Origin of the sequence: Mycobacterium sp. (genome assembly GCF_050701515.1) — a bacterium.
In the GTDB taxonomy this organism is placed as follows: Bacteria; Actinomycetota; Actinomycetes; order Mycobacteriales; family Mycobacteriaceae; genus Mycobacterium.
The window spans coordinates 1-2800 of sequence record NZ_JBOGDB010000057.1 but is presented as its reverse complement, the minus strand read 5'-3'; the positions used below and the strand labels follow the sequence as shown (position 1 = coordinate 2800).

2 protein-coding genes and 2 pseudogenes are annotated in these 2800 nt (G+C 66.1%); 3 read left to right on the top strand and 1 reads right to left on the bottom strand.

The genetic code is table 11. The annotated features are described in order from the left end of the window. A pseudogene (locus ACRDU5_RS04995) lies at window positions 1-364 on the top strand (oxidoreductase); the annotation flags it as partial. A gap of 330 nt (window positions 365-694) precedes the next feature. On the opposite strand, the gene ACRDU5_RS04990 reads toward ACRDU5_RS04995, so the two are convergent. Next, window positions 695-1669, bottom strand: coding sequence for an alpha/beta hydrolase (locus ACRDU5_RS04990; RefSeq protein WP_526613286.1), 975 nt, complete (start codon window positions 1667-1669; stop codon window positions 695-697). Window positions 1670-1978: 309 nt separating this feature from the next. Between ACRDU5_RS04990 and ACRDU5_RS04985 the strand changes: the two genes are divergently transcribed. Continuing rightward, window positions 1979-2548 carry a TetR/AcrR family transcriptional regulator gene (locus ACRDU5_RS04985; RefSeq protein ID WP_526613285.1) on the top strand — a complete coding sequence of 190 codons (570 nt, stop codon included), beginning with the start codon at window positions 1979-1981 and terminating at the stop codon, window positions 2546-2548. Window positions 2549-2588: 40 nt separating this feature from the next. Further along, window positions 2589-2800: pseudogene (locus ACRDU5_RS04980) on the top strand (acyl-CoA dehydrogenase family protein); the annotation flags it as partial.

Here is a 2800-nt window from a genome sequence, read left to right as displayed (position 1 = left end):
GGCCAAGGCCCAGTGGGCCGGGGCGGTGGATTGCGTCGGCGGCGCGACGCTGGCCGACGTGCTCAGCACCGCGCAGTACGGCGGCGCGGTCGCGGCCAGCGGGCTGACCGGCGGAGCGGCGCTGAAGACCACGGTGATGCCGTTCATCCTCCGGGGCGTGGCGCTTCTGGGCATCGACTCGGTGCAGATGCCGATCGGGCCGCGCCGCGAGCTCTGGAAGCTGCTGGGCGGTTCGCTTCGTCCACAACACCTTTCGGCGATATCGCACGATGTCGACGTCAAGGACGTGGTCAGTGTGATCGACGAACTGCGGGCGGGCCGGTACTCCGGTCGGGCCGTGGTCCGGGTCGCCGGCGGGTTTTGAGGAACCCGCGCGTACCCTGCGAATATGCGGTTACGCGGGTTGATCCTGGCTGGCGGGTGTGCCGCCGCGATCGCCACCGCGCCGACCGCCCTCGCTAGCCCTTCCCCGAATTCGGACACCGACGCGAACGGCGTCCCGACGGTGGTTTCTGGCGGCCCGGTACCGACGATGAATGGCGTGCCGTGCGTGGCGGGGCACTACGGGACGTGCTACGCCTTCGCGCAGAATCAACCGCCGCGCAGGGCACCGACTTCGAGGGTGGGCCATAGCCCGACGGTCAGAAACTAGCTCGGCCCCCGGCCACGCGAGCCGGGAGCCGAGCTGATTGGTTTAGGCAGCGCCGAGGTGCTGCTGCAGGTCGGGCTTCATCTGCTGCAGCTGCGCACCCCAGTACTCCCAGCTGTGGGTGCCGTAGGGCGGGAAGTTGAACACGGCGTTGTTACCGCCCGCGGCGATGTAGTTGTCCTGGAAGGTCCGGTTGGTCCGGATTGTCAGGCCTTCCAGGAACTCCGCGGGAAGGTTCGCCCCACCCAACTCGTTGGGCGTTCCGTTGCCGCAGTAGACCCACAAGCGGGTGTTGTTCTCCACCAGCCTGGGGATCTGGATCATCGGGTCGTTGCGTTTCCACGCCGGATCGGTTTCTGCGGGGCCCCACATCGGACCGGTCTCGTAGCCACCGGCGTCGCCCATCGCCATGTTGATCAGGAACGGCCACATGCCCTCGGACGGGTTCAGGAACGCCGACAACGACCCCGCGTAGATGAACTGATCGGGGTGGAAGGCGGCCAGGATCATCGAAGAGTTGCCGGACATCGACAGGCCGACCGAGGCGTTGCCGGTGGGGGAAATGCCCTTCTCGGCCGACAGCCACTGCGGCAGCTCACTGGTCAGGAACGTCTCCCACTTGTAGGTCTGGCAGCCGGCCTTGCCGCACGCCGGCTGATACCAGTCGGTGTAGAAGCTGGACTGGCCGCCGACCGGCATGACCACCGAGATGCCGGACTCGTAGTACCACTCGAACGCCGCGGTCTCCATGTCCCAGCCGTTGAAGTCCTCGCGTGCGCGCAGCCCATCGAGCATGTAGAGCGCATGCTCGCCGCCGGGCTGGAATTGGATCTTGATGTCTCGGCCCATCGACGGGGACGGCACCATCAGGTATTCGACCGGCAGGCCGGGCCGGGAGAACGCCCCCGCGGTCGCGGAGCCTCCCGTCAGCCCGATCACACCCGGTAGCAGCGCCGCCGCTATCGCGGCGATGGTAAACCTGCGCGCCCAAGGGCCTCGAATTTTGTCAACGAACTTCATAGCTGCAGTCCATCCATCTTTCGGTTGTCGCGTATCACGCCTACACCCCCACGAGCGAAGGTCGCCGCCAGCACCGCAGCATTGTTCTCTACTGCGCTGTCCGATCCGCTCCACTGTGCCCGGTACGGCCGAGAACGGACCGAGAAATTTCAGTTGTGCGAGTCGAGTAAAACATGTGACCAGTACCTGAGGACACCCGGCTGCCGTTGGCTGTCATATTCCTGTGACAAATGAAAAGTAACGTCGGCGTCAGTTTTCATCTGTCCCGCGGCGACGATGACGCGGTTGATTCACCGTAGGCTGCCGCTAATGGCAGCCGACCGCGCAACCCCCACCACCAGCCGGTTATCCGTCGACGACTGGATTCGGGCCGGCTACGCGGTGCTCGCCGAGGAGGGCATCAAAGCGCTGAAGATCGACCGGCTATGCAGCCGTCTGGGCGTGACCAAAGGCAGCTTTTACTGGCATTTCGCCGACATGGCGAGTTATCGCGCCATGCTGGTCGCGGCCTGGGGCGATTTGCGCGATGACGATCGCCGCCATTTCGGCGAGCTGGCCGGCACTCCGCCCAGGGAACGGCTCTCGCAAATGATGTCGTCGTTATTGAGCGCCCGGCATTGGACCCTGGAACGCGCGATGCGCGAGTGGGCCCGAACCGACGATGCCGTCGCCGCCAGCGTCCGAGCGGCCGATCAGCGGGTGCTGACCGCCGTCCGCCAGGCGTTCCTGGACTACGGCTTCGATTCGGACGAGGCGGACCTGCGGGCCAACGCCACGTTCGCGGCCGGAATCGGGTTCCTGCACCTGTCCGGACAGATGCCGAATGCCCGCGGCGCGGCCCGCCGGGAACGCTTCCTCGCCATCATGCTCGCGCGCTGATCGCCAACTCCATACCAAAAAGTATGGTAGGTTCGCCGGCATGGTCGTGGTCTCGGCGGCGTCGCCGACTATCAGCCCGGAGTTCGTCGCCCGACTGGCCGAACGCGCGCAGCAGGCAGAGGAACTGCGCCAGCTGCCCAGCGCCACGATCACCGAATTTGTCGCGTCCGGTTTCACCGAGCTGCTGGTACCGGCCCGCTACGGCGGCCGCCAGGCCGATTTCCCGTCGATCCTCGACCCGGTCCGGCGGAT

Excerpts from the sequence above, each read along its gene's own strand:
- ACRDU5_RS04985 (WP_526613285.1), top strand. The coding sequence starts at position 1,979 with ATGGCAGCCGACCGCGCAACCCCCACCACCAGCCGGTTATCCGTCGAC.
- ACRDU5_RS04990 (WP_526613286.1), bottom strand. The coding sequence starts at position 1,669 with ATGAAGTTCGTTGACAAAATTCGAGGCCCTTGGGCGCGCAGGTTTACC.